We start from the raw sequence: 26,026 nt of genomic DNA on the forward strand, positions 1-26,026 counted from the left end.
CATGAAACATCGTGCACGTATTCCTGCCTGGCTGGCGACGGCTGCGGCGCTGCTGTCGGCACTGTGCGCTCTTGCCGCCGATCGTCCGACGCTCAAAGCGGGGGTGTTCGAACCGCCTCGGGCCGCGCCCGAGCTGTCGCTCGATGCATCGACGGGCGGCACGCTTTCACTAGCCGGCTATCGCGGCAAAGTGGTGCTGCTCGGATTTGGCTTTACTTCGTGCCCGGAAGTCTGCCCGACGACGCTGGCTGTGCTGGCGCAGGCTCGCAAGCGCCTGGGTCCCCAGGCAGATCAGGTGCAGGTCGTCTACGTGACCGTCGATCCGGAGCGCGACAGTGCGGATCGGATGCGTGCCTATCTCAAAGGATTCGATCCCACGTTCGTCGGCGGCACCGGCACGCCGGCGCAACTCGCGGCGGCCCGAAAGAACTACGGCGTCATGGCCGAACGGAAGAACATCGGCAACACCTACACCGTCGGCCATTCATCCTCGGTGTACCTGATCGATCGGCAAGGGCTGCTGCGCGGGATGATGCCGTACGGACGGCTGCCCGATGACTATGTGCACGACGTTCGGGCGTTGCTGAGCGAATGATTTTGCTGGAATCCGCGCGATGGTCCGGTGTGCCTTCATGAGCCGCCGTCGATGGTCATTGATTCCGGCTATCGGCCTTGCCGTCGCCATTGCTTGGGCCGCCTTCGCTCCCGTGCCAATATCCGCCAACCGCGAGCAGCCATTCGTCATTCCCGAAGGCACGTGGGCGCGAAGAATGTCCGGGGATCAGGTCGACATCCTGCCGCAGCAGATCCGGCTCACCCTCGGCGTCAACGACGTCCTGTTCCTGAAGAATCTGGACTCGGTGCCGCAGACGTTCGGGCCGGCGCTGTTGATGCCAGGACAGAGCTTTCGCCTGCCGTTCGAGGTCGCCTCCGAATATCAGTTCGCCTGCAGCGCGCACAGCAGCGGGCAAATGACTGTCGTCGTCGACCCGTTTCCGGCGTCGCCGTGGGGCAGGCTGCGCTGGCGAGTATTAGAACTGGCCGAGGCATTCGGCAACAAATCGCATGAACCGACCGGTTGAAGACAACAGAATCGTGAGCTCGGACGCATGAGCAGACTACGGCAGTCGCTGCCCGGCATCGTGGTCATCGCGGTGCTGATCGCCGCCTGGTGGGCGATCGTCACATCCACCCGCAGCGTCATCTTTCCCACGCCCTGGCAGGTCGTCACTGGCACCGTCGAGCTGATTCGCGATGGCACGTTGTGGCAACACATTGGCGCGTCGCTCGGACGCGTGGCCGCGGGATTTTCGTTGGCGGTGCTGGTCGCCGTGCCGCTCGGATTGTGGATGGGCTGGATGCGCGGGGCCTACGACACGTTGAATCCATTGTTTCAGATCCTGCGGCCGATCTCGCCCATCGCCTGGATTCCCATCGCGATTCTATGGTTCGGCGTCGGCAACGCCTCGCCGATCTATCTCATTTTCATCTCGTCGGTGTTTCCGATGATCGTGCAGACCGTGGCCGGCGTGCACACCATCGAGAAGCGCTATCTGCGGGCGGCCGAGAATTTCGGCGTGTCCCGCTACAAGCTGTTCACACAAGTCGTGATCCCGGCGGTGTTGCCACAGATCATCGTCGGCATGCGCATCGGCCTGGGCGTCGCCTGGCTGGTCGTGGTCGCCGCCGAAATGATCGCTCTGCGCTCGGGGCTCGGTTATCTCATCATCGACTCGCGCAACGCCGGCAACCGTTATGACCTGGTGATCGCCGGCATGATCATCATCGGCTTGATCGGACTGCTATTGGATGGGCTGATGCGATTGCTGGAAGGCTTGAAGATCGTGCGGTGGCGGTATGCGCACTGAAGGGCTCACTAACACGCTCGTCAAGGCGCCCACCAAGATCGAAGTCGCGGGACTGCGCAAGCATTTCGCCACCGACAAGGGCACGCTGTCGGTGGTCGACGACGTGAGCTTGCAAGTGGGCGAGGGCGAGTTCATCGCCATCGTGGGTCCTTCGGGCTGCGGCAAATCGACGCTGATGCGAATGATCGCCGGCTTCATTCCCCCGGACTCGGGTCGTGTGCTCATCGATGGCGCGGCTCGCACGCAGCCAAGCCCGCAAGGCATCCTGATCTCACAACACGGCTCGGTCTTCCCGTGGCTCACCGTCCAGCAGAACCTGATGTTCGGTTTGAATGGCGCGCAGTCCATGGGCGAGAAGATCGCCATCGCCGACCACTACGCGAACATCGTGGGGTTGAAGGGTTTTGAAGCCGCTTATCCGCACGAGCTGTCCGGCGGCATGCTCAAGCGCGTCGAGATCGCTCGCGCGCTGGCCGTGAAGCCCGCGATTCTCTACATGGATGAGCCGTTCTCGGCGCTCGATGCGCTGATGAGTCTGCGGATGCGCAATGAGCTGCTCAAGATTCTGGGGCAGGAGCGCCACACCGTGCTGCTCATAACTCACGATGTGGAGGAGGCGATCCACCTCGCCGATCGCGTGATGGTGTTGTCGCCGCGCCCGACGCGGATTCAAGCGACGTTCGAAGTGAAGCTGCCACATCCTCGCAAGCTCACGAGCCCGGAAGTGCAGCAGCTGCGCACGGCGATTCTCAAGGAGCTGGGCGTTGAGGCCGACGCAGCGTAAGGATCGCGTCCGGTCGACGTCTGTCTGAGCGATCTCATCACCGGCGCCTAAGGAAAACCCTAACGAGCGAGTGTTATGTCTTGTGTGCTCCGCGCGCAGGGGTAAGTAGATGCCACATGCGCGCCAGAAATGTGATTCCTGTTGAGAATTCATCGCACTAAATCAAAACAATCCGGCCCATTCGACACTGGCCGGCCATGCGCAACTCATCACAACAAGGTTTTACGCTGATCGAACTGCTGATCACGGTGGCGATCGTCGCCATCATCGCGGCGGTCGCCGTTCCGAGCTATCGCCAGCACGTGATTCGTGCGAACCGGGCGGCGGCGAAGGAGGCGATGATGGACATCGCCAATCGTCAGCAGCAGTTTCTGCTCGCCAACCGCAGCTACGCGGATAAGGATGCTCTCGAAGACGCGGGCTACACGCTGCCGGAGCAGGTCAGCCGCAACTATACGTGGACCATGGGTCCGATCGACGGCGTTACCCGACCGAGCTTCGAGATCACTTTCACTCCCATCGGATCGCAGGCCGTTGACGAAGCGATCACCCTCGACAGCCAAGGAAATAAGGCGCCCGCTGAGAAATGGGCTCGATGACCCGGGCCCGCCTGAAACAACCCGGACAGCGCGGCACTTCGTTGATCGAAGTGCTGATCACCATCGTCATCCTGGCGATCGGCCTGCTGGGTCTGGCCGGCTTGCAGTCGCGCCTCGGGGTTTCTCAAGTGGAGAGCTATCAGCGCGCGCAAGCGCTGGTGCTCCTGCAGGACATGTCGAGCCGTCTCGCAACCAATCGCGCGCACGCCGCGAGCTACGTGACCGGAACTGCCGCTCCTCTGGCGGATGGAGGAATCTGTCCGGTCGCTGTGGGCACGCGAGCGGAAATCGATGCGAACCAGTGGTGTAACGCGCTGCTGGGTGCGGCGGAAATGGATGGAGGCAGCAAGGCCGGCGCCATGATAGGAGCGCGCGGCTGTGTCGAGGCGCTCTCCGCTAACGAATATCTGATCACCGTTGCGTGGCAGGGCCTGGGGCCGCTCGCAAGTCCTCCGGACAGCGTCGGATGCGGGCAGGGCGCGTATGACGACGACCAGTGCCCGAATGATTTGTGCCGACGCGCCGTCACGACCCTGGTGCGCATCGCGGACCTCAACTGATCATGCGCGCCGTTATCAAAAACATTCAGCGCGGCCTGTCGCTGGTCGAGTTGATGGTGGCCATGGCCATCTCGCTGCTGGTGCTGCTGGCGCTGGTGAATGTCTACGTCAATCTGGCGCGCGCCAATGACGAGATGGCGAAGAGCAACAGCCTGATCGACGCCGGCCGCTCGGCCATCCAGATTTTGCAGAACGACTTGGTGCACGCCGGCTATTGGGCCGGCTTCGTGCCGCAGTTCGACGATCTGACCTACGAGCATGTGCCCGCTGACGTGCCGACGGGCATCCCCGATGCCTGTCTCGCGTATGCATCGTGGACCAGTGCCTACAAGACCAATCTGATCGGCGTACCGGTGCAGAGCTCGGACGTGTTGCCCTCCGGCTCGGGATGCGCTCCGTTCCCCGCGCAGCGCCCGGGCACCGACGTGATTCTGGTTCGGCACGCGGAGACATGTGTTCCTGGTACGCCGAACTGCGATGCCGACGCAGCAGGGCGCTTGTACATGCAAGCCGGCTCGTGCGCGGCCGAAAAGAACGCCGGCACGGCGACTGGCGCCACCTCGCACAGCATCGATCTCGATGGCGATGCGTCCTCGGTCGATGGCGCGTACGCCGGACTGACGTTGCGCATCGTGAGCGGCACCGGAATGGGCCAGCTGCGCCACATCAATACGTACGTGGGTAGCAGCAGGACGGCCACGCTCGATACACCCTGGGCTGTCATTCCCGACAACACTTCCGTCTACGGCTTCGAATATGCGTTCGGCACCAGCGTGTTTCCTTTGCACAAGCGCGATTGCGTGGGCACGGGAACGCCGGCGAGCCTGCCGGTCACGGCCGGAACGCTTGCCGAGAAACGCCGCGTGATCTCGAACATTTATTACATCGCGGACCTGCCTCATCCGGACGGGCAAGAACGCACCGTTCCCACGCTGATGCGCTCGCAACTCGACCTCGCTGGCGGCGTCCTCACTCATCGAACGCCTGTCAGATTGCTCGATGGCGTGGAAGCACTGCGGGTCGAGCTGGGCATCGACGATACGGGCAAGACGGGCGCTGCCGCCAACTACAACCAGGCGGTGCAGTGGGAGGATGTGACGACCAAGACTCGCACCACCAATCGTGGCGATGGCGCCCCCGACTTCTTCAAGCGCTGCACGACCGCCACGCCCTGTACCGCCGCTGAGCTGATGAACGTCGTCGCGGTGAAACTGTACGTGCTGGCGCGCAGCCGAGACGCCACGCCTGGCTACACGGATAGCAAAGAGTACTGCCTGGGTGAGCCCGATGCGGATGGCTCATGTCCCACGGCCGATAAGATCCTCGCCGCGAACGACAGCTTCAAACGCCACGTTTTCGTGACCAGTTTGCGGCTGACCAATATTTCCGGCCGCAGAGAAACGCCCGAACCATGAGAACGCCATCCATCCATGCCGCCGGACGGCAGCGCGGCGCCACACTGGTGGTGGGCCTGATCCTGTTGACGCTGATCACCGTCATGGTGGTCGGCGCATTCAGCGTTAGCAGCACGAACGTTCAATCCGTCGGCAACATGCAGTTGCGCGACGAGGCGGTCGCTGCGGCCAATCGCGGCATCGAGCTCGTGATGAGCTCGACCTTCACCGCGGCGCCGGCGGCGCAGACGATCGATGTGGATATCGACAACGACGGCGCGATGGACTTTCACGTCGATTTCGAGCAGCCCACTTGCATCAGCGCCGAACGCATGCCCAGTGCGGGCGTGCCGGCGAGCAGCATCTTTCTGGGCTCCTCGTTCGGGTCTTCGACCGGCGACACATATCTGACCGTGTGGGATCTGAAGGCCGATGTATCGGCGTTCGATGACGGCACGGTCGCTCAGGGCACGTCGGTGCGCGTCCATCAGGGTGTGCGCGTCCGACTGACTGAAGTCGAATACAACGCTGTCTGCAGTGTGTGAGGAGCGGGCTATGACGCGGTCCATGAAACATTTGATGGGAATCCTCGCCGCCGGCGCCTGCTGGAACGCGACGGCTGAGGACATCGATCTGTTCCTCGGCGCTCAGACGGGCACCGGCGATCGGCCGCAGGTGCTGTTCGTCATCGACAACACGGCGAACTGGACGCAGGCCTTCGACAACGAAATGTCGGCGCTGCGCAATGTCTTCACCGGCATGACCGCCGACAAGCTCGAGGTCGGCGTGATGTTCTCGGCCGAAACGAGCAGCAGCGACAGCAACGTGCAAGGCGGCTACGTTCGCGCGGCGATCCGGCCGATGAGCGAGTTCAACAAAGGCCTATATGGGGCCATGTTCACCGCCCTGGACGTCGGCAAGGACAAGGGCAACAGCGGCCAGTCGAGCCTGGTGATGGCGGAGGCGTATCGTTATCTCAGCGGTGGTGCCGCGCGCTCCGGCAATAACAAGGCGAAGGCGGATTACACCGGCAACACCGCCGCGGATTGGTCTTCCGCCGCGACGACGCCTGCCTCCAAAGAAGCCATGCAGGCGATTTACCGTTTGGATGGTAATGCACTCGGCTCGAAGGGGGCGGAAACCTATAACGGACCGGGTGGCGGCAGCTGCAGCAAGCAGTTCATCATCTACATCAGCAACGGTCCCTCGCAGGACAGCTCTTCGATCATTTCGGCGGCCACTTCGATGCTGCGAGAGGCGGGCGGCGATACCACGCCGATCGCGCTGCCCATTGCAGGCTCTCAGGACAACGTCACCGACGAATGGGCCCGCTTTCTCAATGATCGGATGGGCGTCATCACGTACACCATCGAGGTGAACAAGAAGACCTCCGGACAAGGGCCGGGCTGGTCGTCTCTCTTGGAGAACATGGCGCTGTCCAATGGCGGCACATATCAGGACGTGAGCACCAACGCGCCGGACATCGAAAAAGCGATTCGTGAGGTGCTCACGCAGATCCAGGCAACCAACAGCGTGTTCGCCTCGGTGAGCTTGCCCTTGAGCGCGAGCGCGCAGGGCACTTATCTCAATCAGGTGTATGTCGGCATGTTCCGGCCCGATGGCACCGCCGCGCCGCGTTGGACGGGCAATCTCAAGCAGTACAAGCTCGGCTACAGCGGCACTGACTTGCGCCTGCAGGACTCACTGGGCGCGCCGGCCGTCGACGCCAGCACCGGTTTCGTCCAGGTTTGCTCCAAGAGCTTCTGGACCAAGCCCAGCAGTTACTGGAACTTCCGTTCGCAGCAGTTCGAGGATCAGGCCGGCTGCTCGGTGGAGGACGCATCGTTTCCGCCCATGAGCTCGGACTATCCGGACGGCAAGTTCGTGGAAAAGGGCGGCCAGGCGCAGCTGCTCAGGGCCACTCCCGATGCTGACCGGCAACTCGCCACTTGCACCAGCTTCGAGTGCTCGTCGGTGAAGGACTTCAATGTCACTAACGTGACACCGGAGATGCTCGGCATTTCCGACGACACGAAGCGACGCAAGGTCATCAACTGGGCGCGCGGCCAGGACGTCGACGATGAGCACACCATGGATTCCATCAGGCCCACGGCCACTGGCACCACGTCGAGAGCGATGCGGCCCTCGGTTCACGGCGACGTAGTGCATTCACGGCCCGTGGCCCTCAACTTCGGCACCGATTCGGACCCGAAGGTGGTGGTGTTCTACGCCGCCAACGATGGCGTGTTCCGAGCCATCAACGGCAACCGCCCGAGCGACGGACAAATCGACGGCGTGGCGCCCGGCGGTGAGCTTTGGGGCTTCGTGCCGCCGGAGTTCCACGGACATTTCAAGCGCATTTACGAGAACGTCGTTCCGATCAGCTTCCCGAATGTGACCACGGGCTCGCCGGAGCCGAAACCTTATGCAATGGATGGCGCCATCACTGCCTACCGCGGAGGCTCGAAGGCCCTGGTGTTCGCCACCATGCGGCGGGGCGGCCGTTCGGTGTACGCGTTCGATGTCGATGTCGATCATCCGAGCGACATCGATCTGGCATGGAAGATCGGCTGCGACGGTTCGGAATGCACCAGCAGCGAGCTCGACGGCCTCGGTCAGACCTGGTCGCCGGTGAAACCTTTCACCGCCCCAGGCTACGTCTCGGGCGGCACGCCACAGCCGCTGCTGATCATGGGCGGCGGCTACGACGCGTGCGAAGACGCCAAGCCTCATACGTGCACGTCGAGCAGCAAAGGTAACAAAGTGTTTGTGCTCGATGCGGCTACGGGCGATGTCGAGCGCAGCTTCGATACCGAGCGCGGCGTGGTCGCCGAAGTGGCCGTCGTGCCGGATCTCAACACGGGATTGGCGCTGTATGCCTACGTGGTCGATCTTGGCGGCAACGTGTATCGCATCGACCTGGGCGAGGGCGAGCCGGACGACTGGGCGATGACCAAGATCGCCTCGCTCGGCTGCGACACCGCGAGCTCGGGGTGTGCCTCCAACCGCAAGTTCATGTTCCCGCCGGACATCCTGCTCGAGAACGGGGCTTACGTGCTGTTGCTCGGCTCCGGCGATCGTGAGAAGCCGCGGGAATATACGAGCACGGTGCAGAATTATTTCTTCATGCTGAAGGACAAGCCGGAGGAGGGCTCGTGGTTGGCGTCGGAGACGACCAATTGCTCGGCCGCGGTGCTGTGCTTGAACTCGCTCACGCCGATTCTGGACATGGAGACGCCCACCACCGAACAGCTGGCCGCCAAGAAAGGTTGGTATCTGGCACTCAATCCGACCGAGCAGGTGGTCACCTCTGCGATCACCATCTTCGGCAATCTCACGTTCAGCACGCATGAGCCCGACACGGCGGCTCCCGCGATGTGTAGCGCGAACCTCGGACTCGCGCGCGTGTACAACATTTCCTATGTGAATGCCGCGGGTCAGGCCGCCGGCACCCAAGACCGCTCGGCGGAGCTGCCGCCCGACATCGGCCTGCCGCCGTCACCTGTGGCGGGCCTGGTCACGTTGGACGACGGTCGAACGGTGCCGTTCTGCATCGGCTGCACCTCGGACTCGCCGCTGGAAGGCAGCGAACCGAAGATCCCGCCCTCGAGCTTGCCTGCGCAGCCGAAGAACCGCGTCTATTGGTACATCGAGCGCTAGCGACATGAGCCCGCGAACCTCATCCGGTTTCACGCTCGTCGAGATGCTGGTCGCACTGGCGATCGCGGCCATTCTGCTCGCGATCGCCGTGCCCTCGTACAGCGGCTCGCAGTTGAACAGCCAGCTGCGGGCATCAGCGAATGAGCTGATCGGCAGCATCAACCTCGCTCGCAGCGAAGCGATCAAGCGCGGAGCGACGGTGACCTTGTGCGCCTCTTCGGACGGTGAGAACTGCGGCGGCACGTGGAACCAGGGCTGGGTAGTGCGCCGGAACGACGATTTACTCCACAGCGCCAGCGCGTTGCCCGCCGGCTTTCATCTCACGGAATCTTCCGGCACCACCACACTGCTGTTTCAGTCGACAGGCGTCGATGCAACGGCCGCAAACTTCACCTTGTGCCGCTCGACTCCCTCGGCCGGCAACCAGGAACGCGTGGTCAGCATGGACGCGACGGGACGCGCGTTCGTGACACGCACGACGACGGGGAGTTGCTCGTAAGTCAGGCTCGCGTCGCCGGGTTCGATCAGCGCTCAGCGGCGACCGAGTCCGACGGTGCGGACCAGCACCGGTTTGGCGTCCGACCCGGGTGTTGCCTCGGCGTACACGAGCATCTGTAGCGCTCCACGAAAGTCATCCAGCTCGTCGACGGCCTCCTCCAGAAACCACTCAACCCACTGCTCGAGCGACTTCGTTGCCAATGCGTTGTTCGGGACTTGCCGCAACCCTTCATGCCCCATCGGCTTGAACGCCGCTTCCCGCTCGTCCCGGAACAGCAGGTGGTACCAGTACCGCTGCCAATAAGGCTGCTTCGGTTGCATCACCCTTCACTCCTTAAGTTCCCGCGCTCCGTTGCCACGCACTGGTAATCACAACCTGCACAACTGAATGGCCAGCGGCAATCATATCTTGTCACCGAGCGACGACTGAGTGCTGGGAGCGAAAAACGGACGCAGGATTTGGGAATGCCATCGCGCTGTTCGCGTGCGTTCCGTAACCGATGCGTCACGGGCGTTCGCGCGAATGTTCCCGCGGGAAGCGCGACCATTGACGCTGCGCCTTACAGGAAATCAAACGCAGGAAGTAGGGTGAGGGACCGAATCTAAGGCGGTCAATGAAGAACCGGCCTGATACTCCAATCGGAGCGACCGTGCAGCAATCTACGGCGTGAGGATCGGCCCGCTAAATGAGGCTGTTAACGTCGATCGATTCCGGAAGGATTCCATGTTCAGCTCACACGCAAGGAGGCGGAACGTTCAAGATCGCAAATTGCGATCTTGAGCACTGTGCGATTGAAGGCTGTGCCGACGACAACGTGAGGAGTTGTGATGAAAGCGAAGAAGCGTTCCACGCCGAATGAACATGGCCCGAAGGCCAAGACGCCAGTGGGCCGCAGTGTGTTTCGTGATTTATTTCCTGCCGAAGAAGCGGCGGAACTCGAGATTCGCTCTACGCTGCTGCGGGGGCTAGAACACTGGCTCGCAAGCAGCGGCATGACTCAAGCAAAAGCCTCGGAAGTGCTGAGGATCAACGAGGCGCGAGTGTCGGATATCAAGCGCGGCAAGATTAATCAGTTCAGCCTTGACTTGTTGATCCGTTTGGGGGCGAGAGCGGGACTGCAACCGAAGCTACGGCTGGCGGCGTAAGACCGACTGAGAAGTCCGCTTGATCTCCTCGCGGATCCCGGATAGCGCAGCGGCAGCGCGGCCTAGATCTTCGAATCATGCTGATCCTGTCTCCGGAGCAAATATTGAACGTGCTGTCTTCGCTGCTTGGCGAGGGATGGTTCGCCAGCGCGGGGCGTTTTGCGATCTCGTTCATCGGGAAACGATGGAAGCGCTGGAGACGCCATATAAAAAAGCCCAATGTGCAGCGGCCGCACGGATTCCGCCATGCGGGCGAGGGTTGCGGCATCGAAGGGTTTCATCCCCTCACGTCTTGTTGAATCCGGGGCCTCAGGTGATTCCCGGAAATACTTGAGCAACGCCCATGACAAGCTCGGATTTGTTCTAGCCGTCGATATGCCCGCGCTCCTCGGCATAGCCGCGTTCCCTGGCGCTCTCAGCCAGTGCTGACGGTTGCGCTCGATGAAGGCGCGGTCCGGCCTTCGGTGGCTTCTCATGTCCTGTCGGAGATGCCCCATCTACGGCGCAGCGTATCGCCGGGCCTCTTGTGCAAACGCCGTCCGCCCTGAAAAACCTAGGCATTTTCTCGCATTCGGCAGGGGTTAACTGAGCACCTGTAACCGATCGTTTACAGAGTGTAACCGATCCATTACACTGAGGTTTATCGATCGTGTTCGAAGTTCGTCAGTCTTCGATCTACCGCGATTGGTTTGATCGCTTGCGTGACCGTCAGGCGAGGGTGCGCATCGACGTCCGCATTAGTCGTCTTTCGATGGGCAATGCTGGGACGCGAAGTCTGTCGGCTCGGGCGTGAGCGAGCTGCGTATCGACTACGGGCCAGGATATCGCGTGTATTTTAGCCGCAAGGGCAAGACAATCATCTTGCTGTTGTGTGGCGGCGATAAACGCACGCAACAAGCCGACATCGAGCGCGCGATCGAGATCGCAAAGCACTGGACCGAGTGAGGAACATAGTCATGGCAACGAAGCGACAGGGACGCAAGCCGGCGGCGAAGAAATCCGCCAGCACATCGAGAATCACATTCTCCAAGTGGGACGTGACCGATCATCTGCGCACTGAGGCGGATATCGTCGCCTATTTCGAAGCGTGCCTAGAAGAAGCGGGCGACGATCCGTCATTCATCGCTGCCGCGCTTGGCGACATCGCCCGCGCTCGTGGCATGTCGCGCGTCGCGCGTGACAGCGGCCTCACACGTGAAGGTTTATATCGAGCGCTCGCCAGGGGCGCGAATCCCAGTCTCGGCACGGTGCTCAAAGTTACACGCGCGCTCGGCCTCAAGCTGCGGGCAGAGGCGGCGTAACACCTCGAATGAATCTCCGTCACGCCGGCTCAATCATCTCTACCATCGAGCGCGGAAGGTTGGCGTCGATCAAGAAACGCATGCGTGCCTATGCAGCACGAAGAGCATGGAAAGATTCCTGCTCCGCGAGTTCGCCAACGAATTTCAGCGCGGCGCGAATATCTTCAGCGGTGAGGTCGTACTCGCGCTGGATCTCCTCGAACGACATGCCGCCTGCCAGGCTGCCCACTACGATAGTGACCGGCACACGGGTGCCGCGAATCACGGGTTTGCCGTGGCAGATGTTCGGTCAAGAACGATGTGGTCTTGAGCGTTCATGATGGGTGGATAGTAGCTCTTCCGAGCACATTCTCGAGTCGGATTCCGACTTTGGCTGGAGAATGGTGCCCGGGACCGGAACCGAACCTGTGCCGTAAATAACTGATTAGTAACGTGCGATGATCAAGCCCGCCCGTGATTGGCCCCCACGTTGGCCCCCACATTTTGACCCATTGAAACAGCCTCACGTTGCGCCGCTCGGGCCGTCAGATAGGCATCGATCTCGTGTTCAAACCAACCCACCGCGCGCACGCTCAGCTTCATGGCTTGTGGGAAGAGCTGGCGCTTCATGAGGTCGTAGATCTGCGTTTTCTGTAACCCGACGCGGTCGATGACATCAGGAAGCCGAAGGATACGCATCGAGCGCACGCGAGGCTCGGGAGTCATCGCCGGCTGAGGAGGAGCGATCACCGGATCGATGGACACCAGATGCTTGCGAATGGTATTCATGAGAACAGGTCCTCGCTGGCGCGGAGCTCGCCGCGGCCTTCGATGATGCCGAGTCTGCGTAGCTCGGCCATATATGTGCGCCAAGTGCCGCCGGACACCGCGATGTTCGTATCACGAGAGACATCGTCGACGCTGATCGAGTCCGGGTACACGGCGCACACTGCGTCGAAGATCTTGCGCTTGCCCGAGTCGCCAAGGCGGTGCCGCCAGTATTCGATGAGGGCTTCACCCGTTGGCAGCGGCTCGAAGGCGCCGAGCACGGCACGCCCCGGGCGGGTGATGCGCAAACGATCCTTTCCGCCTTCCACCCATCCGCGGCCGCGCAGTTCCGCCATGTACGTGCGCCAGGTGCCGCCCTTCGGGGAGATGTCAACCAGGATGGACAGTTTTCGCTGCGTCAAGCCTTCTGGGTACTGGGCGAGGGCAGTGAGGATGCGCCGCTTGCCGCCGGTACCGAGTTCGGCATCGCCGGCCGACGCGCCCCCGTCAATCTGCCGTGCACGACCAGCCGACGGCTCCGTCCATGCACTCGGTCTGTCGAGTTGCGCTACCGCACGGCTCTGTTGCTTACCGTCGGGCTGCTGGCGCGTTTCGATGCGTACCGGGTTCTCGGGGCGCGCGTCGATGACCAATGACTGCATCCCCGGCGACATGCCTGGCGACATCGATTCCAGCGCGGCCCGAACGGCCTTCGCACGCTCATCCCAGCCGAGCTTGTATCCGTGCGCCACGCCGCGGTTGAATCCATCGCGCTCGCCGGTCTGCCGCGCCTCGACGACATCCGCGTCCGTCTTGCTGCCTCCCGTTGCGAGTTGCCGCTCCAGATCGTTGATGCGCTTCTTGAGTTCGCTCGGGTCGTTAGCCTGGGCTTTAGCCACAGCGTCGCCGACGATGGCGCGCAGTTTCTCCCGATCTACGGTCGCCGTGCGGACCTCGATCGCATCGCCATCGCCGGTCGGCGTCGCGGTGTTGTCGAACGTGCTGGCTCGAGGGAACTGCACGAGTTCGAAGACGCGGGCCTCGCCAGAGCACAGCCACCCAGCACCAGTCTTGAGTGATGCCAACGAAGATTCGACGCGTTCGCGCGTAGCAGGATCGACGTTGGCCTTCAACCAATCCTTCACGGGCTTTTGGTCGGCCGGCGCCGTCATACGCTGCGCGATCATCGTGTCGCAGCTGCCGAGCAGGGCGTTGTGCAAGGACTGCGTGCGCTGAGTGACCAGCACCAGCCTGATGCCCTTCGAGCGGCCGGCAGTGGCCAGCATCTTTGCCCAGTGGATCATCATGTTTTCGTCGCCCATGCCCGAGCGCTCTTTCGGCGCGAATAAATGCGCCTCCTCGAGCACCAGGTAAACCACGCCACGCATGCGCCGGAGCAGTGTCGGCGCAAAGTCGATGAAAAACTTGGCCTGGCCGCCCGGTGCGAAATCTGCCATATCGATGATGAAGTGCCGGAGTGTGCCGGCCGCGACGAGTTCTGCGATCGCCTTGCCGGCGGCGGCGTGCACGGGAACGTGACCGCGCGGGCCGCCGAGAATATGGAAGGGCAGGCCGGCGCGCTTGCCGTCGGCGCTTGAGACCAGTCCCCACCAGTCCGACTTGATCGGATCCAGGATGCAAACGCGAGCACCGCTCTCAAACACATGCTCGATGATAGTTTTCGCCGTGTTTGTCTTGCCGCTGCCAGTCTTGCCGAGCACGGCGATGTGTTGGGCGAGGGCGCTTTCGGGTATCGGATATTTCATTTCTTCTCTGTTTTCTTCGTCTGGATCATCAACCATGCGAAGCTCGACGCTGCGTTCGTACGTGTAAATACTGTAATCCCCATGTGCAGTGCTCCAGCTGACCTAAACTGTAGGAAGCATTGAGAGGTACTCATCGACGCTGCGCTAGTCGCGGCGGCCTAGCATGGACACGAGCGTTCGCAAAGTGTCCGCGCATTCGCGCTTGGCCTGGCGCTCGCCTTGCGCGATGGCGTTAGGGATTTTCGCCTCGTCACTGCCGTCCATCGCGTTGGGCGTCTTCGCGTCCGATTCCCATCGGCGCGCCAGTTCAAGCAACACTGAATCATTCATCGTTTTCTCCTACTCAGGGATGGTTCTCAGCGCTGGTCCGCATCGCGCTTGTAAATAGTGATCGGCTCGCTGGTCCAAAACTCCTTAGCGGTTTTGGTGTCGCGGAAGCCCCAAAAATCACCTGGGCCATTTGGCGTACAGACAACCTCCACGTGAGCGCCAAGCGTCGTTGCGCTGGCTTCCATGTTTACAGTGACGATGTCGCCCTTGTTGATACTCATGATTGATCTTCTCTCCGGTTCGTCGCTGGGCACCCGGCACGATGGATGCGCCGACCGCCCTCGGCGGTTCCCAGTTGGCATTGAGGACATTCGCCGTAGTCACCCGCCGTTTCCTGAGCTGAGGAGAAGTGCATGTCGAGCGCATCGGGCAGCCAGTAGCAACTCTCGTTGTACTTCAGCGAGTAGAAGTGCAGCGTCGATTGCCCCATGTATCGATCGATGCCTTTGAACTCGACGAGCCCATGCGTCGTCGACTCGTAGATCGCGCCAGGGACGAACTTAGGCGTCATTTCTCTCTCCCGGAGTTGGCCTGCGCCCCCGGCCGGCCTTCGGCAGTCCGGCCGCATCACAAACTTGACGCGCTCGCTCGCGGGTGATGCCGTACTTTTTCTCGATCGCAGTGAATGTCATCCCTGCGCGCCTGTCGGCGCAAATTGCGGCATCTCGCTCGACGTTCTGCGGAAGCGCGCTCTTCTTGGTGCTCTTGCTCATGACGTGTGTGAACGGCTTGAACATCACACTTCCTTCGTTGGAGTTGCGTACGGGCGCGTAAGGTTCTGGACATCGGCAAGCGTCATCGGCTCGCACGCGCCGGTCGCTGATAGGAATATGCGGCGGCAAACGTCTGCAGCATCTCCCGGCGGTTGCGATGGTCGCGAGTAGAGCGGGTGCCACCCTTCACCTTTTGGCCGATCGCTTCCGGGTACGACCTCTTCGTCGTACTCAATACCAGCATCAGTGTGCAGGGTATGCCCCTTGATCCAGGCCGAGGGAAGTTGCTCAGCCGGCGGTTCGTTAGAAGCTCTCTGAGCCGCACGTCTTTCAATCGCCAACTCACGTGAGCATCCACGCAACTGCTCTTGCAGGCGCTCGATCTCGGCGTCTCGCTCTCCGAGGATGCTCCGCAACTCCTCGCGATCCTTGCCGAGATATTCAGAAAGGTCGCGCTCCTTCGATGTCCGAGTGTCGCTCATGGTTGCTTCCCGTCGTATCGACCGGCGATGTTAGTGACGGCGAGAAAAGTCGCCGCGCGACGGCATCGACCACATGTCACCTCGGCCGGCTCTGGTGTCACCATGCCGTGCGTGCCGCAGACTCCACGACCCGAGTTGGGCTTCGACGGCCAGTGGTAAGCGAGAGGCTTGCTCTGCTTCTTTCTCATGACCGCAACTCCGCGAGCATCGGGTCGTTCCGAAGTGCGGCATACGCGTGCGTAAGCTGGCGCAGGACGGTTCGATATGTATGACCCGTCGCTTCAGCTATCTGCTTGTACGTTTTCCCTTCGATGTGCATGTCGATGAACTCGCGCTGTCGCTTCGGAAGGCGGTCGAGAGCGCTTCGAACCGCCCTGCACGTATCGTCGTCCAGCACGGCATGCTCGATGGAGTCCTGTATAAACAGCTCAGCTGGCAGTTCATCGATGCAATCGTGTGGCTTGCTGTTGCATGAGACTTGGCGCGCGGCGTAGAGAACATTCTTTGCCGTTGCGAACAGGTAGCTCTGCGGTTTGGTGATGTTGTCTTCCTTGCCAAGCCGTAGCACTCGAATCCACAACTCCTGCGCGAGATCGTCGCTGTCCGATCGCGACGCGCCTCGGTTGCGGAGGAATCGCTTGACCGGCTTCTCGTGAGCGCGCACGAGTTGGGCGAGGGCGGCGGGTTTCAATGGCTGCTCCTCATGACGACGAACCGACCGGTGCGCACACGCTGGGCGTACTCTTTCGCGCCCCTCATGATCGTCGCGGCGGCTTGGTGGGGATTATCGTTCGCGTCATCCAGGGCAAAGCCGGCGAGCACGTGCATGAGCACTTCGCCAGCGTGCAGCGGGCAGCACGTCGACTGCTGGATCTGGAGACGCACTTCGTGGGCGACGCGCTCGATGTCGGCGGGAGTCATGGTCCGATCCGCGCTCATCGGGTGGTCCTCGGGAATTCGTTGTGCTCGCAGCGGTCGAGGAGGCGGCCGGAAATCATCTTCCCGACGCGATAGCAAGTGATGGCGCCGGGAGGGAAGGCGAACTCCTGCGTGCCATCCAATTGCAGCACCGTCGTTTCCGCAGGATGAGGCTCGGGCCGGTTGTCATAGTTGTCGCGCTTCGGCCGTCCGTACTTCGGATCAAAGTATATGTCGGACACGCCGTCCGGCATCTGTGAGATCGGCCACCAACTGCCCCACTGCTTGAAGAAGAACGCGACGCCTGCCGCCCCACACTGGTCGCGCAGCGCACGGAACCACTCTGGATGTGAGGGGCGCGCCTTGGAGCTGGATTCGCCGCCGGCAATAACCCAATCGATGCGTGGGTACTCTACAACCTTACCGGCGCAGTCGTTCTCACCGGCCGCCAGAGCGCACAAGTCGTCGTTGCAATCCGGGCTGTGCTCGAATCTCTCGCATTCCAGCCATTCATGATCAAGGCTGATCTGACCCAGCATCGGCTCGATCGACAGGAAGCGAACGCGCGCTGGCAGGGCCAGCAGCTTCGGGATGTCGCGGTCGGCTTCCTCCTGTGTCACGACCGTCGATCCCATCCAGACATTCGGATATCCGCTACCCCAATCGGCCGGCAGCATGCGCTTGGCGTTACCAATGCGCTTGGTCAGCAGAAGATAGTCGAGCGACGGCGTTGCTCTGATCATGTCGAACAGACTGTCGCGCCATTCTTGCGGTACCTTGTTATCGAAGACATCCGCGAGCGAGTTGACGAAAACTCGTTGCCGGCGGCCGTGCTCGCGCTCGAACGCCGCTGCGTTGGCTTCCCACTTCAGCGCCTTGCGCCGAGTGGCGTCGGTGGTGAGCTTTCGCTCTGCAAAATTTCGCCCGGCACGCTTCGCCCAGGTCTCTGCGTAGCAGTGGTCGCACGCCGGAGAGATGTGCTCGCACCCAGTCCACCAGTTGAGCGTGTGGTCAGCCCACTCGATTTTGGTGTTCTCGGCCATCAGTGTGGCATCCCCCGTTGCGCAGATCGCGGCATCTGCGATAGTCGAAACATGTTTTCCACGAAAACAGGTGAGATCATGTCCACTGATCGATCTAAAGTTGAGCAGTTGCAAGTGTGCGCCCGGGAAATCTTCAACGAAGGAAGGCGAGAGCCGGAATCCTTCGGGCAGCTAATTAGGGAAGTGCACGCCACATCTGAGGATTTGGCGGAACTCCTCACCTTCGTATCGTCCAAGTACGACGAGCATGTCCTGCGGAAAGCGCGTCCAGTGATTGAAGCGCACATCACAGTGACGCTAACGAGGGAGCATGTGCGTGCGCAGGAGCGAATGAGCGCATCCGCCGGATTCCTCGCGGCAGCCAGTGTTTTTCTCGCGATGGTGAGTCTGATCGGTAGCTGCAGCTGAGCAACGGATAAGTGCCTCATGGCCGTACACCCCACGACTGTCCGCTGACAATGCGCGACACGCTGCATTGACGCAGTCCGAACATCCGTCCGACCTCACGCTGCTTCAGTCGGCCGACGAAGTACAGCTCTCGGGCGACGCGCGCGACAAGAGGGCTGGAGTTGCGGTAATAACGTTTGCAGGCCGTGCGCTTCACGCCAGGCCTCCCCGCGGCACCGCCGCCCAACGCACGACACCCTCCGCCTCGAAGCCTTCTGCGTAGAGCCACTGACCGTCTTCGAAGTAGCCAAGCCACACCGGCTCGTCGGAACCGGGCACGCAGACCATAACTGTCGTGTTGTCGTCCGGGAGGCGCTCGCTGACCTCGTGCCAGGTGATTGTCTCGGTGATCATTGATGCGTGATCCGCTTCGCGCCGTTTGTCCGATTGGAATCTCCTTGCAGGGGCTTCGCGCCGGGCAACTGGCCCTGCGGTATGAACCCAGATCCCTGGCCGCCCACGACATTGAGATAGGCGACCTCTACCTTGGCAGTGTCGATGATCTGTCCTGCGACCTCGCACACCGCCTTGGCGCGCTCGATGTCGAGCGGTTTGTCCTTGTCTTTCAGCCCTTCGAGCGTCTCGAACAAATGTTTTCGGAGTTCATCGATCGTGTTGGCCATCGCTCACCCGCTTGTTGATCTGTCGCTTCAGCGCGCCTCGGAGCCGCACGATCTCGACGAGCGCCTCCGGCAAGTTGTGAATGGAGTTCCTCAGCATGAGATCGCGACGCGAGACCAGCTCGAGCGCGTCGACGGTGATCTCGGCGGCTTTGTTAGTCTTTCGGCCAGGCATGAATGCGACCGCGTGTCCTGGCGGCACAGGCCCGTGCTCAGCCTCCCACACGATCAGGTGAACGAATTTCCACCGTGCTCGTAGAGGCAGGTTGTCGTTGATCTTCCGCTCGAGATAGCCGTCTTTGCTGAGGCGCTCCGTTCCAATCGGCTTGTAGATCTCGCTCTCGCCCGGCACTGGCCGATCGAATCCATGGCGACGGCATTCGTTCTCGTATCCGCTCGCTCGATAAAGCACCCAGCCGGGATCGATGTTGCCGACTATGGCGTGAGTCTCGCGCGCCCAGAGCAGGTCGCCGGGCACGCCGAACGGACAGAGCACATCGCCAGTTGCCCAGCCGTAGTCAGGTCGATCCGTATGCGTCATGAACACCCATCGGCGATCGCCGCGTAATTCCGCCCGCACGGGCTCGTGGTGCGATGACAGCTGCGGCTGTGGCTTCACGATCCGGCGCGTCTGCGTCTTCCTGCCGTCGAGCAGGGCGCGGATCATCTCGGCGCTGAATAAGATCGGTCGTGATTTCACGGTCAGAACTCTTCCGGCAGATGTTCGTTGACGACATCGTTGGGGTATCGGGACTCAATCTGCGGCGACATCTCGCGATGCGCCGTGCCATTGAACCAGTGGAACAGGCGTGACGGCCCGGCCTCGCAGTGCCAGCGCCCGGATGCCTTGAGATAGCGAAGCAATTGCCGCGCCTCAGTCGGCCGCATCCAGAACGCGTTCCAGCACCAGTTGCCTGACCACTCTTGCTCGCGCTGGTAACGAAAGATGCGGCGTGAGATTCGGAGTCGGCCGGACCCTGCGTAGCCGATCGACATGCCGCGCTCGTCCTCGTGCCGGATCTCCATGTCGTGGCCGTACGTTACGGCATCGAAGCGGCCGGCGAAGTGGCCGTTTCGATGATTGTTGCAGGCGATGCTGACGATGGTGAGCACAGGCGGTTGCCTCAGAAGGGGATGTGGTCGAACTCGTCGTAGTTGTGCTTGCCGAAACGGCCGCCACACTCCGAGCACTTCCACCATTCGCGCAAGCAGCTCCACCGCAACCCGGCTTCATACCGCCACCAGTAGAGGCGCAGAGCGATCCATTCGCGCAGATCCCACTCGTGCCCAGTGCCGTGATGGCCGCAACGTTCGCAGTCGTAGACGCAGTAGAACTTCGCGCCATCTGGTTGCCAGGCATGGCCGAGGATCTTGCATAGGAGGTTCCGCGAGGCGCTCACGACTGAGGCTCCCGTCGCAACTCCAGCATCGCATTGAACGCCGCCACGAGCGCATGCAGAACAAACTTGCCTTCGATGTCAGGATGACCGTCGCTACAAACGATCGGCGTCATCACCGGGGAGTAGGTGCGCGCGAGACCCACGCGATTGAATGAATTGCTCGAGTAGACCGCCAGCGGCTCGCGAGGCGTGCCAAATGCCTGCATGGCTTCGTCGTAGGCGCGGAGGGCTGGACTTGTTCTCTTGGCCTCGTGCTGCTTACGTATCGCGAAACCGATGGCCGTGAACGCCTGCACATCACGCGCACTGAAAACCTTCTCGTCGCGACTCTTGCCACCGGTCGATACGTGGATTCCCTGCTCGCCGTCCAATGTAGTAGCCAACAGCTGCTTCAGGCGCTCGCAGTCCAGGCACGTTCCGGCGCGGCGCTCGATGATCTCCGTGAGCAGCATCCGCAGGAATGCCGTCGAGATCATCTGGCTGTCGAGCGCCTTGGCGCGGCTGATCTCCTGCAGGGAGGCTTGGAGATACACGTCGGAGACGCGCGACTGCTGAGTTGGAGCGGGGCCGGTTTTGCCCGTTCGACGATCGCGCCACTGCGGCGAGTGCCAGGTCGGATGCAGCTCGATCGACTCCATCATCGACGCGACGTTATCCGTCGTTTCAGCCCAGCCGAAAACCTTTCGATTGCCCTCACCGTCGTCGTACGTGACTTCGTAGGGCTGGCCACGATCGCCGACATTGGTGTGAGGTTTGCCGCCGCTGTGGGTCATGAGTGGTCCTCGTGCTTCGCCGTGACTGCTCTCGCAGCGTCGATGAAATCGTCAAGCTGCGTCTCGCTTGGGCAGTACACGCCGAGCCGAACGTTTATCTTCGGATCGGTCACAACGGCGACGGCTGAATCATTCCAGTGCTGATTTCTCAGCCACCGATACCGCTCCGCATCGCGTTGCACATCGCTTGGCGGTTGCGACTCGGGCTGCTTCAGGATGTTGACTGCCGCCTCCAGCACGCCACGGTGCAAGTAGTCGGCAATGCCTGGGCCGTAGTAGAGGCGCGTGCCATACGATTGTTGCTCCCAGAAGTGATCTGCCTTGAGCAGACCCTCTAGTCCCTCGACGCCTTTGAATACGCCGGCGGCAACGAGCTTGCGTATCAGTTCATCGCTCGATGGAGCGGGCACGGCGGGGCACGCGGAGTCCCCATCGCTTGCCGCAGCTTCTCCAGCCGTTTTCGCGCTCGGGCGATTCGCTGCGGTAGTGGCGTTGCCGTGCCCATTGAGTGATTCGATCCAGTCCGTTGCGGGGCTGACCTCCAACCAAAACGTGTGGTCTTCGTCGGCCCAACTCATCTCGTTTCGCGCGAGGGTGGCCAGCCGCTTCAATCCGGCAATGATGGCCTCGTTCACGCCGCCTCCTTCCGAGCCTTGGCCCAGGCGCGAACGGTGGCCGAGTTGGGCTTCTTCACTGCAATGACAGCGACGACCCGAGCGCACTGCTCGTGATCAAACATCGCGATGTGCGTCTGGTCGAACGGCAACTGCAACTGCTCGGCCAGCCACTCGTATGCACGACGGCGCATCAACTGACGAATGCGTCCGCTCACGTGCGGCATGTCAGGATACGCCTGAGCCCAGTCCTGCCAGAGGGGATCGAATGAAGCGTGCGCAGCCTTCCGGGCATTTCGGAGCGCGCGATTGGCGAGCGTGCCCTTCGGTGAGCCGTCCGGATGGCAGCCAACATACGAGTCGCAGCCGGCGTGAGGACACTCCCAGATCGAGCCGTAGTCGCGGCCGTAGATGTGCGCGCTCGATTTGCGGAAACGAGCGGGAACGTTGTGGACGGTGCAGAGGAGGGCGCTCACTACCGAATGCCCTCCAGCAACACAGCGTCGTCGACCTTCACCTTGCACTCGCGGATGCGGGCGGCGAGTGCGTTGAACGCATCGTCGCAATACGCGACAGTCGCGCCGCGGTTAAGTCTTTGCTCGTTCTCCCACACCATGCCGCGGCCCTCGGCGCGCAGCGCTTCGAGTTCGACAGCGCAGTTGTGAAGCGCGATTTGATGTTTGATGTCCGTCATGTCTCGAAAGACTCCAAAGTGACTTCTATCCCAACAAGCATCGCAGCGATCTTCGCGAGTCCACTTCGCATAGCCAGATAGTTGCGAATTGCCTGCGCGTATGACTCGACCGCAGCACGATCAGCGGGCTCCATGGAATCAATCACCGCGCGGATTGCCGCGAGCGACCGTTCGCAAATCTCGCGGTCGGTTGGTTGGCCGGGGACGCTCATGCGTGCAGCGCCTTGTGCCAGTTCACATCGAAGTCCGTCATTGCGGCAGCGGGCGATTTGCCGAACCCCGCGACGCCGTCCTGGAGGTTCTCGCCGTACAGCGCGCACCAGTGATCGCCGTCGATCGAAAGCGCCGGCCGATAGAGCACCGATGGGCGCCGCATCTCACCTCCGGCCGCGCTGATTTCACCCGCGGCCGCGGCAAAGTCCTGGCGGATCCCTTCGATGGCGTAAGAAGCATCGAGGTGGGCGGCGTCCCTAATGGCTTGACCGACATCACAGCCGTGGAGGCGACTGCGGACTGCGTCGTAAATGGCCTGATAGGTGTCGCTCATGACTCGCACCTCACAAGCTGCAGGTCAGCCGGCTGTCGCAGCGGATGCAGAGGTTCTCCGCGCGCCGTAAAACCGAGCGCGTGAACCTCACGGCGACGCTTCAACAGCTTCTCGATGTGCTCGGCGCGCTTCGGATCTCGACTTGCGTGTGCGCCCCAGGCGATGACAACACGCGACGCGCGCCGTAGCAGATCATTGATGTGCTCGTCGTTCTCGGGCCCGACAATGTCACCGCCGCCGCGCTTGTACGCCCACAGATCGGCCGGATTCGTGGCGCGGAAGGCGTACAGGTTGCCGACGAGGGCGCCCTGATAGCCCCACGAGCGCGTGAAGCCGATGACACGCCGGATCGTTGCATCATCAGTCGCGGCGTCAGCCGTCGATGGATTGAGCATGACCCACAGCAGCCAGCTCAGTGGCTTCGGTGTGAGCGGCCGTTCGAGCGTGTAGCGGTACGTCCCGCAGGCGGAGAAGACGGCGGTCACGACACGACACCTACGGCGGCGAACGCCTTCTCTGCTTCGGCCAGCTTCTTCCGCGCCTCATCCAAGGACTGTTGGGCGCTCTTCTGGCGGTACTCGCGGACAATCTGCAGGAGGTCATCCGGCACCGGTATGTCGAGTGCTTTGGCAGACGCGATAGCGCGCTCAGCGGAATAGGGCTGAGACCGAACTTTCTTGAATGCATCTGCAAGCAGTGCCGCTGCCTTTGCCCTTGCGTCTTCGAGAGACGTAAAGGGAAACACCTGCTCATATTCGAGCCACCACCCGATCTCACGATTCGCCGGCGTGCCGAAGAGCGAGAGCAACTTTTGTTTCTTCTCCCACCGGTTCTCGGTGTCGATCTCTTCTGCGGGCGTCGAGATCCGGATGCATTCCGGGTTGTAGCGATGCACGATGACGTAGTGCGTGAGCTTGCCGTCGAGGAACTCCTCGACGAACTTCAGCGACTCGTACCGCTTCAACTTGGCGATTCGTTCCTTGTGCGCTTGTTCGGCCTTGGAAACCTCATCCTGCAGCATGCTCAAGTGATCGCGGAGTCGAGCCGCCATCGCTTCGAGGTGTGTGATCTCTTTGTGTTGAGCCTCCACGGGCGGGTTGTCGAACACTTGTGCGACGATGGCAACCTCGCCGGAGAAATAAAGTTCGCCATCGTCCTCGTAGGCAAGTTCGACGATCTTGCGACCACAAGACAGCGTGCTCAGGACGCGCACGGCGCGGCCATCGATGGTGTAGACGGTGCTCACGCTGCACCTCCCACAGAGTCGGCAGCTTCATTCGCGGCGTCCGCAGTGGGATTCGCCACAGTCGAAAGCTTCGGCTCCGATTCCATGGCTTTGAGATGCCCGTCTTCGAGCACGAAACCCACCGTACCGGAGCCGTCAACGCGCTCTATCCACACCTGGAAGTCGAGCCGCTCGGCGACCTCCTCGAGGCGCTTCATGGCATCTTCGTCGAGCAGGGAACCTTGCCGAACACGGATTACGCGCAGCCGTGGGTTCAGGGCAGCGGCGATCGCAATCGATGCCTCCCACTGCTCGGCATCAGATGCCTGTTCGAAGGGCTGGCCGTTGAGTGTGATGAAACCGTCACCGAATCCCAGCCCGTCGATCGGCAGGTGAGCCTTGGCGATCGCCGCCTGCTTCTGCTGAGTGCGCTCAGCGATGCGTGCAGTCAGCTCATCGGCTGTTGCTCGAAGCTGCTCGGCCTGGCGCTCGTGATCGGTCTTTCGCTTCCGATCCTGTTCCCACGCGTCGAGCGCTCTGTTGGAATCGCGGGCCGCGTTCAACTGCTGGGCGAGGGCGGCGGTGTCGATGGGCTGCGGCAGTGGCTCCGCGGCATCGAGCCTGGCCTGAATCGCATCGGCTTCAGCCGTCGCGGCCGCTGCCTCGCGCTGACGCTCCTCGCGGATGCTGGCCATCTTGGCGACCGCATTCTCACCGACTGATTCAAGCCGAGCCTTCAATACCTCGATCTGACGGTTCAATGCCTCGATCTGCTGATTGATGTCGGTAGTATCGGCATCCAGTTGCTGTTGGATTGCAGCCTTCTGTGTTTCGATATCGTCGAGCTTGGTCTGTGCTCGTTCACGCGCCGCGCGCATGCTGCTCTCGGCGGCCTGGCGATTCGCCCGGCGGCGCTCGATGGTGGCGTTGTGGTCGCCGGCTTCCTGGATCTTCGCGACCAGGTCCTCTTCATCAACGCGCTCAGCAGGCGCATCCGGCGCCACCGCGATGGCGGCGGCTGCCGCGCGCGCTCGCTCGAATTCTCGATTGACATCCGTGCGGCGCGTGAAGTCGCCGCGGTTGAGGTTGTCGAGCTCCTCAATGTCGACCTCCGTCACGAACTTGCGGAGCGCATCGAACTGTTCCTTCGGCTTCATCTGCGCGAATGCGAGCGGATCGAAACTGAGTTCGCCAACCAGGTCGTCGAGCAGCTTCTGCGGGCTCTTGAACACCGCGCCGTCCGGGCTCTCCACCGAGATGGACGTCGTGTAGCCCCCGTCTTCCTTCGCTGCGAACCTGCGAGTAACGATCATCTCGCCCAGATCCAGCCGGATTCGGGCTTTTGCCTGACCGGTGCGAATCGGCGATTTCTGAATGTGCGACGCACCTTCGATCGCCCACCAGATCGAATCGAGCACGGATGTCTTGCCGTTCCGATTCTTTCCCGTGATCTGCACAACGTTGCCCTTGGGCTCGATGTGCACGGCGGAGAGGCGCTTCACGTTCTCAGCGGTTAGCGCGATGATTCGCAGCGGCTTATGAGATGTGGTTGTCATGGCGGCGATCTGGGTTTTCTTGCTGTTGCTGTGGGTGGTCGGCAGCGGCTCAGGCGTGAGCGTGTTTGTGGAGTGGCACCCGCCCGCCGTTCTCGGCGCGAATGCGATCAGCAACCTCCTGCCGATGCACCGGTATCTGGTCCGGTGCGGCGATGCCGACGCGCACCTGATTACCCTTGACGCCCAGCACTGTCACTTTGATGTCGGTGCCGATCTCGATCGTCTCGCCGACGCGTCTCGTGAGTATCAACATGATCCTTCCCCTTATATGTGAATGTGGCGGCCCTCGGCAGCACGGTCGCGTCCGGGATGACGGGACGGGCGCGAAATCCTCCGCGCCG

Annotated in this window: 39 protein-coding genes and 2 pseudogenes; 14 read left to right on the forward strand and 27 right to left on the reverse strand. The window is 61.7% G+C overall.

The window, feature by feature from the left end:
• The first annotated feature begins 1 nt into the window (after position 1).
• From VGD45_RS20160 to VGD45_RS20205, 10 genes are all read left to right on the forward strand, one after another.
• Complete coding sequence (locus tag VGD45_RS20160; protein WP_331157144.1) at positions 2-595, forward strand: SCO family protein; 594 nt, start codon at positions 2-4, stop codon at positions 593-595.
• A 37-nt stretch (positions 596-632) separates the two neighbouring features.
• Complete coding sequence (locus VGD45_RS20165; protein WP_331157145.1) at positions 633-1,082, forward strand: hypothetical protein; 450 nt, start codon at positions 633-635, stop codon at positions 1,080-1,082.
• A 27-nt stretch (positions 1,083-1,109) separates the two neighbouring features.
• Entirely contained in the window at positions 1,110-1,868 is a 759-nt protein-coding gene (locus VGD45_RS20170; protein ID WP_331157146.1) for an ABC transporter permease, read from the forward strand.
• Entirely contained in the window at positions 1,858-2,652 is a 795-nt protein-coding gene (locus VGD45_RS20175) for an ABC transporter ATP-binding protein (RefSeq protein WP_331157147.1), read from the forward strand. Before VGD45_RS20170 ends, VGD45_RS20175 begins: the two co-directional genes overlap by 11 nt.
• 197 nt (positions 2,653-2,849) lie before the next feature.
• On the forward strand, positions 2,850-3,251 hold the full coding sequence (locus VGD45_RS20180; RefSeq protein WP_331157148.1) for a type IV pilin protein: 402 nt from the start codon (positions 2,850-2,852) through the stop codon (positions 3,249-3,251).
• Positions 3,248-3,811 (forward strand): prepilin-type N-terminal cleavage/methylation domain-containing protein, encoded by a 564-nt coding sequence (locus VGD45_RS20185; RefSeq protein WP_331157149.1) that lies wholly within the window; start codon positions 3,248-3,250, stop codon positions 3,809-3,811. Before VGD45_RS20180 ends, VGD45_RS20185 begins: the two co-directional genes overlap by 4 nt.
• 2 nt (positions 3,812-3,813) lie before the next feature.
• Positions 3,814-5,226: a PilW family protein gene (locus VGD45_RS20190; RefSeq protein WP_331157150.1), complete on the forward strand. Its 1,413-nt coding sequence runs from the start codon at positions 3,814-3,816 to the stop codon at positions 5,224-5,226.
• Positions 5,223-5,750: a pilus assembly PilX N-terminal domain-containing protein gene (locus VGD45_RS20195; protein ID WP_331157151.1), complete on the forward strand. Its 528-nt coding sequence runs from the start codon at positions 5,223-5,225 to the stop codon at positions 5,748-5,750. Before VGD45_RS20190 ends, VGD45_RS20195 begins: the two co-directional genes overlap by 4 nt.
• A gap of 10 nt (positions 5,751-5,760) precedes the next feature.
• Complete coding sequence (locus VGD45_RS20200; RefSeq protein WP_331157152.1) at positions 5,761-8,865, forward strand: pilus assembly protein; 3,105 nt, start codon at positions 5,761-5,763, stop codon at positions 8,863-8,865.
• Between the two features lie 4 nt (positions 8,866-8,869).
• A complete protein-coding gene (locus tag VGD45_RS20205; protein WP_331157153.1) occupies positions 8,870-9,364 on the forward strand; it encodes a GspH/FimT family pseudopilin in 495 nt (164 codons plus the stop codon).
• 32 nt (positions 9,365-9,396) lie between these two features.
• Here the strand turns inward: VGD45_RS20205 and VGD45_RS20210 are convergent, their stop codons facing one another.
• On the reverse strand, positions 9,397-9,684 hold the full coding sequence (locus VGD45_RS20210) for a hypothetical protein (protein ID WP_331157154.1): 288 nt from the start codon (positions 9,682-9,684) through the stop codon (positions 9,397-9,399).
• A gap of 507 nt (positions 9,685-10,191) precedes the next feature.
• On the opposite strand from VGD45_RS20210, the gene VGD45_RS20215 reads away from it, so the two are divergent.
• From VGD45_RS20215 to VGD45_RS20225, 3 genes and pseudogenes are all read left to right on the forward strand, one after another.
• Positions 10,192-10,509 carry a helix-turn-helix domain-containing protein gene (locus VGD45_RS20215; RefSeq protein ID WP_331157155.1) on the forward strand — a complete coding sequence of 106 codons (318 nt, stop codon included), beginning with the start codon at positions 10,192-10,194 and terminating at the stop codon, positions 10,507-10,509.
• 649 nt (positions 10,510-11,158) lie between these two features.
• Positions 11,159-11,454: pseudogene (locus tag VGD45_RS34170) on the forward strand (type II toxin-antitoxin system RelE/ParE family toxin).
• Between the two features lie 11 nt (positions 11,455-11,465).
• Entirely contained in the window at positions 11,466-11,810 is a 345-nt protein-coding gene (locus tag VGD45_RS20225) for an addiction module antidote protein (RefSeq protein ID WP_331157157.1), read from the forward strand.
• 88 nt (positions 11,811-11,898) lie between these two features.
• Here the strand turns inward: VGD45_RS20225 and VGD45_RS20230 are convergent, their stop codons facing one another.
• The 12 genes and pseudogenes from VGD45_RS20230 to VGD45_RS20280 form a co-directional block, all read right to left on the reverse strand.
• Positions 11,899-12,093 (reverse strand): DUF433 domain-containing protein, encoded by a 195-nt coding sequence (locus VGD45_RS20230; protein ID WP_331157805.1) that lies wholly within the window; start codon positions 12,091-12,093, stop codon positions 11,899-11,901.
• 158 nt (positions 12,094-12,251) lie between these two features.
• Entirely contained in the window at positions 12,252-12,578 is a 327-nt protein-coding gene (locus tag VGD45_RS20235; RefSeq protein ID WP_414717590.1) for a helix-turn-helix transcriptional regulator, read from the reverse strand.
• Positions 12,575-14,086, reverse strand: a complete 1,512-nt coding sequence (locus tag VGD45_RS20240) for a hypothetical protein (protein ID WP_331157158.1) — start codon at positions 14,084-14,086, stop codon at positions 12,575-12,577. The genes VGD45_RS20235 and VGD45_RS20240 overlap by 4 nt, the downstream gene beginning before the upstream one ends.
• Before the next feature lie 108 nt (positions 14,087-14,194).
• Positions 14,195-14,359 (reverse strand): annotated as a pseudogene (locus VGD45_RS34395) (helicase HerA domain-containing protein); the annotation flags it as partial.
• A 108-nt stretch (positions 14,360-14,467) separates the two neighbouring features.
• A complete protein-coding gene (locus VGD45_RS20245; protein ID WP_331157159.1) occupies positions 14,468-14,653 on the reverse strand; it encodes a hypothetical protein in 186 nt (61 codons plus the stop codon).
• 26 nt (positions 14,654-14,679) lie between these two features.
• The gene (locus tag VGD45_RS20250; RefSeq protein WP_331157160.1) at positions 14,680-14,874 is read right to left on the reverse strand and encodes a hypothetical protein; all 195 of its coding nucleotides are present in this window, start codon (positions 14,872-14,874) and stop codon (positions 14,680-14,682) included.
• Complete coding sequence (locus VGD45_RS20255; protein ID WP_331157161.1) at positions 14,871-15,164, reverse strand: hypothetical protein; 294 nt, start codon at positions 15,162-15,164, stop codon at positions 14,871-14,873. The genes VGD45_RS20250 and VGD45_RS20255 overlap by 4 nt, the downstream gene beginning before the upstream one ends.
• Positions 15,154-15,390: a hypothetical protein gene (locus VGD45_RS20260; RefSeq protein WP_331157162.1), complete on the reverse strand. Its 237-nt coding sequence runs from the start codon at positions 15,388-15,390 to the stop codon at positions 15,154-15,156. The genes VGD45_RS20255 and VGD45_RS20260 overlap by 11 nt, the downstream gene beginning before the upstream one ends.
• Complete coding sequence (locus VGD45_RS20265; protein WP_331157163.1) at positions 15,390-15,848, reverse strand: hypothetical protein; 459 nt, start codon at positions 15,846-15,848, stop codon at positions 15,390-15,392. The genes VGD45_RS20260 and VGD45_RS20265 overlap by 1 nt, the downstream gene beginning before the upstream one ends.
• 184 nt (positions 15,849-16,032) lie before the next feature.
• Positions 16,033-16,539, reverse strand: a complete 507-nt coding sequence (locus VGD45_RS20270) for a sigma-70 family RNA polymerase sigma factor (RefSeq protein WP_331157164.1) — start codon at positions 16,537-16,539, stop codon at positions 16,033-16,035.
• Positions 16,536-16,769, reverse strand: coding sequence for a hypothetical protein (locus tag VGD45_RS20275; protein WP_331157165.1), 234 nt, complete (start codon positions 16,767-16,769; stop codon positions 16,536-16,538). Before VGD45_RS20275 ends, VGD45_RS20270 begins: the two co-directional genes overlap by 4 nt.
• Positions 16,770-16,783: 14 nt before the next feature.
• Positions 16,784-17,809 carry a phage Gp37/Gp68 family protein gene (locus tag VGD45_RS20280; protein ID WP_331157166.1) on the reverse strand — a complete coding sequence of 342 codons (1,026 nt, stop codon included), beginning with the start codon at positions 17,807-17,809 and terminating at the stop codon, positions 16,784-16,786.
• 51 nt (positions 17,810-17,860) lie between these two features.
• Between VGD45_RS20280 and VGD45_RS20285 the strand changes: the two genes are divergently transcribed.
• Positions 17,861-18,217 carry a hypothetical protein gene (locus VGD45_RS20285; protein ID WP_331157167.1) on the forward strand — a complete coding sequence of 119 codons (357 nt, stop codon included), beginning with the start codon at positions 17,861-17,863 and terminating at the stop codon, positions 18,215-18,217.
• A gap of 192 nt (positions 18,218-18,409) precedes the next feature.
• Here the strand turns inward: VGD45_RS20285 and VGD45_RS20290 are convergent, their stop codons facing one another.
• The 14 genes from VGD45_RS20290 to csrA form a co-directional block, all read right to left on the reverse strand.
• Positions 18,410-18,610 (reverse strand): DUF551 domain-containing protein, encoded by a 201-nt coding sequence (locus VGD45_RS20290; protein WP_331157168.1) that lies wholly within the window; start codon positions 18,608-18,610, stop codon positions 18,410-18,412.
• On the reverse strand, positions 18,607-18,879 hold the full coding sequence (locus VGD45_RS20295) for a hypothetical protein (RefSeq protein WP_331157169.1): 273 nt from the start codon (positions 18,877-18,879) through the stop codon (positions 18,607-18,609). Before VGD45_RS20295 ends, VGD45_RS20290 begins: the two co-directional genes overlap by 4 nt.
• Positions 18,860-19,576, reverse strand: a complete 717-nt coding sequence (locus VGD45_RS20300; protein WP_331157170.1) for an HNH endonuclease — start codon at positions 19,574-19,576, stop codon at positions 18,860-18,862. Before VGD45_RS20300 ends, VGD45_RS20295 begins: the two co-directional genes overlap by 20 nt.
• Before the next feature lie 2 nt (positions 19,577-19,578).
• Positions 19,579-19,989 (reverse strand): hypothetical protein, encoded by a 411-nt coding sequence (locus VGD45_RS20305; protein ID WP_331157171.1) that lies wholly within the window; start codon positions 19,987-19,989, stop codon positions 19,579-19,581.
• A gap of 11 nt (positions 19,990-20,000) precedes the next feature.
• On the reverse strand, positions 20,001-20,276 hold the full coding sequence (locus tag VGD45_RS20310) for a hypothetical protein (protein ID WP_331157172.1): 276 nt from the start codon (positions 20,274-20,276) through the stop codon (positions 20,001-20,003).
• Entirely contained in the window at positions 20,273-21,049 is a 777-nt protein-coding gene (locus tag VGD45_RS20315) for a hypothetical protein (protein ID WP_331157173.1), read from the reverse strand. The genes VGD45_RS20310 and VGD45_RS20315 overlap by 4 nt, the downstream gene beginning before the upstream one ends.
• Positions 21,046-21,684, reverse strand: a complete 639-nt coding sequence (locus VGD45_RS20320; protein WP_331157174.1) for a hypothetical protein — start codon at positions 21,682-21,684, stop codon at positions 21,046-21,048. Before VGD45_RS20320 ends, VGD45_RS20315 begins: the two co-directional genes overlap by 4 nt.
• Entirely contained in the window at positions 21,681-22,139 is a 459-nt protein-coding gene (locus VGD45_RS20325; RefSeq protein WP_331157175.1) for a zinc-finger-containing protein, read from the reverse strand. The genes VGD45_RS20320 and VGD45_RS20325 overlap by 4 nt, the downstream gene beginning before the upstream one ends.
• Positions 22,139-22,357 carry a hypothetical protein gene (locus VGD45_RS20330; protein ID WP_331157176.1) on the reverse strand — a complete coding sequence of 73 codons (219 nt, stop codon included), beginning with the start codon at positions 22,355-22,357 and terminating at the stop codon, positions 22,139-22,141. The genes VGD45_RS20325 and VGD45_RS20330 overlap by 1 nt, the downstream gene beginning before the upstream one ends.
• Positions 22,358-22,565: 208 nt before the next feature.
• Positions 22,566-22,904, reverse strand: coding sequence for a hypothetical protein (locus VGD45_RS20335; protein ID WP_331157177.1), 339 nt, complete (start codon positions 22,902-22,904; stop codon positions 22,566-22,568).
• A complete protein-coding gene (locus VGD45_RS20340; protein ID WP_331157178.1) occupies positions 22,901-23,389 on the reverse strand; it encodes a DUF1643 domain-containing protein in 489 nt (162 codons plus the stop codon). The genes VGD45_RS20335 and VGD45_RS20340 overlap by 4 nt, the downstream gene beginning before the upstream one ends.
• Complete coding sequence (locus VGD45_RS20345) at positions 23,386-24,150, reverse strand: hypothetical protein (protein ID WP_331157179.1); 765 nt, start codon at positions 24,148-24,150, stop codon at positions 23,386-23,388. The genes VGD45_RS20340 and VGD45_RS20345 overlap by 4 nt, the downstream gene beginning before the upstream one ends.
• Positions 24,147-25,685 (reverse strand): hypothetical protein, encoded by a 1,539-nt coding sequence (locus VGD45_RS20350; protein WP_331157180.1) that lies wholly within the window; start codon positions 25,683-25,685, stop codon positions 24,147-24,149. The genes VGD45_RS20345 and VGD45_RS20350 overlap by 4 nt, the downstream gene beginning before the upstream one ends.
• Positions 25,686-25,734: 49 nt before the next feature.
• Entirely contained in the window at positions 25,735-25,938 is a 204-nt protein-coding gene (csrA, locus tag VGD45_RS20355; protein WP_331157181.1) for a carbon storage regulator CsrA, read from the reverse strand.
• Between the last annotated feature and the right edge of the window lie 88 nt (positions 25,939-26,026).

Origin of the sequence: Steroidobacter sp., assembly GCF_036402275.1 — a bacterium.
Classification (GTDB): Bacteria; Pseudomonadota; Gammaproteobacteria; order Steroidobacterales; family Steroidobacteraceae; genus Steroidobacter.